This window comes from Citrobacter sp. Cc139 (genome assembly GCF_030334645.1).
Classification (GTDB): Bacteria; Pseudomonadota; Gammaproteobacteria; order Enterobacterales; family Enterobacteriaceae; genus Citrobacter; species Citrobacter werkmanii.
The window spans coordinates 1-1639 of sequence record NZ_JAOWDM010000080.1; the positions used below are offsets into that span (position 1 = coordinate 1).

1 protein-coding gene and 1 pseudogene are annotated in these 1639 nt (G+C 52.7%); both read right to left on the reverse strand.

What is annotated here, in order from left to right; translation table 11 throughout:
• Positions 1-1394, reverse strand: a 1394-nt coding sequence (locus OGV69_RS25315) for a TipJ family phage tail tip protein (protein WP_286469239.1), incomplete at its 3' end; no start/stop codon positions are given.
• A gap of 53 nt (positions 1395-1447) precedes the next feature.
• Positions 1448-1639: pseudogene (locus OGV69_RS25320) on the reverse strand (tail assembly protein); the annotation flags it as partial.

Consider the following 1639-nt stretch of genomic DNA (forward strand, 5'->3'; position numbering starts at 1 on the left):
TTGTTGTTGGTGAGAATACCCCAGCGCCCCTTTCGGTTCGCTTCTGACTGCCGGGTGCAGCCGATGGCTGTCATTTCCAGCTGATTGAAGTCGTACCGCGCCACCAGCGCCTGCTCAAATACCGGCTCCATCGCGTCTGCGTAGGCGTTACCGGGATCAGACCAGGAAACCAGCGCTGTGGTGTAGCGGCTTTTCGTGGTGCTGCTCGAATAGGTGAAGCGACCGCCAACAACGTTAGCGCGCGTGTAGCTGTAATCAACATCGCGCGGCATGTCAGCCAGGGCAACAATCTGATCCCCGCCCCAGTAGGTCATGCCACGGAAGATAGCAGCAAAATCACGCAGGACTGTGTAGGCGTCGTTCCGGTCCTGAATGTACACGTTGCAGGTATAGCGTGGTTCGGTACCATTGCCACCTTTACCGTCCGGAACTGGCTGATCGCAATACTGGGCCACCTGATACAGCGTCCACTTATCAATGTTCGCCGCAGTGAGCCGGTGACCAAGACCAAAGCGGTCTGACACCACCAGATCGTAAAAAATCCATGCCGGGTTATCGGTCCATGCCCATTTAAACGCCCCCTGCCATGTACCGCTGTAAGCCCTCGTGTCAGGATCATAATTATCAGGTACACGGATCACGCGCATTTTTGGCTCGCAAGAAATCTGTGGGATAGAACCATTGAACTGGCTTGAGTCAAATTCGATGTACAGCAGAGCGGTATTTGGATAACGCAATTTGGCGTCAATAACCTCCGTAAAGCTCTGCAGTGTCATTGTGTCGCCGATCTTCGCGCTATTGGCATCAGCGGAAATCTTGCGAAGTCGAATTGTCCAGGTGCTGCCAGCCTGTGGTAAATCAATACGGTGGCTGCGTTCGTAGCCTGAGGTGGTTTTCCCGGTTACGCTGGTATTCAGAACGGTTTGCCACGTACCACCATCGGTCTGCAGGTCTACCGCATAATTGATCGAGTACCCAACCAGATCGCCGTTATCTTCCTGCTTAAATAGCGATGGCCATTTCAGGCGCAGACGAACGGCTGAAAGCTGGGAATTGGTAAAGGTACGTGTCCATGCTGTTGCACTTGAAACCTCAGAGCCAACATTGATCTCATTTTCAGTACCGGGGATACCCTGAATGTAATTCTGTGCCTGCGTTCCTGAACGGAACTCCCACACTACGCCACTGAAATTCTGCGAGCCATCCGCATTCTCAAGCGCAGTACCATCCAGATAAATATTTTTACCCGTCAACTGCCCTGCAAACTCCCCTTCCCCAAGAGCAACGAGGATTTTGGCCTTCGCTACAGATTGCAAATCATCAGGCTGTTCGGTTGGGGTTCGGGAACTGGAGCCGCCGCCCTTGCGGCCTTTAATCGTAGTTGCTGAAGCCATATCGCGCCCATAAAAAAAGCCACCCTGAGGTAGCCTGAGAAAAGGATTTTTTCTTACTGCTGATCTTCGACGTAGATTCCAGCAGAAATAATCGCCCCACCAATTCGACGCTTACCATACCCTAGGGGGACGGGATATCCCTGCGCCGCTGTATTGGTTACCCCGCCGAAAGCATACGAAGCGCGGTTATCTGCACTTTGCTTACTGGCAAGACCTGATGGTTGAGGTGAGAGCATTTGAACAAC